Annotated in this window: 1 protein-coding gene; it reads right to left on the reverse strand. The window is 37.6% G+C overall.

Features of this window, described 5'->3' with window-relative positions; all coding sequences use genetic code 11:
• A partial coding sequence (locus H9564_RS09045) for an IS30 family transposase (protein ID WP_191685131.1) occupies nucleotides 1-700 on the reverse strand: 700 nt, incomplete at its 3' end.
• Nucleotides 701-716: the final 16 nt, after the last annotated feature.

Below are 716 nucleotides of genomic sequence, written 5' to 3' on the forward strand. Positions count from 1 at the left end.
AATGGACAAATTCTTTAGGGATAGATCCTAAGAGATCAACTAAGCCCTGATTAACATCAGCTGTTTCTTTGTGATTGATCTTTTTGATCAATACTAATCGACTAAGACGATCAACGACTGTTAAAAGAACAGAGTGTCCAGTTTTCCCCATTACAGTATCTATTTCCCAATCACCAATGCGCTGACGCTCATTGATGAATTTAGGGCGCTCATGAATTGAAATATAATCTGTCTGGGCTTCCCGATGCCTCCTGGTATTTTTAGGATGACGGGTGTGATGCTTATGTCTTAAATGTCGTTTAATTCCGGTATCACCATGAGATGAATACTGTTCGCCTAAATTATGCTTGTAAATATGACGATAGATGGTGTTATAACTAACACACCACTGATGTTCTTTCGCAAATCGCGCAGCGATTTGTTCAGGAGACCAATGTAAATCTAAAATATAATGAACAATTTTACGGCGTAATTGTGGATGACTATCTAGCAACAGTGGTTTATGGCAATTACGACGTTTTAAGTGACAGTCATTTTCAGCAGTATTAGCAGAGTATTTACCAGAACAACGCTTTAATTCACGAGAAATAGTACTTGGACTACGCTTCATGTGTAAGGCAATTGCACGAATAGTTAATCCTTTAGCCTTTAAACACATAAGCATTTCACGTTCTTTTATAGTAAGATGTATATAGCTCATAACGGGTTACCTCGAA

Source organism: Limosilactobacillus avistercoris (assembly GCF_014836425.1).
Taxonomy (GTDB): domain Bacteria; phylum Bacillota; class Bacilli; order Lactobacillales; family Lactobacillaceae; genus Limosilactobacillus; species Limosilactobacillus agrestimuris.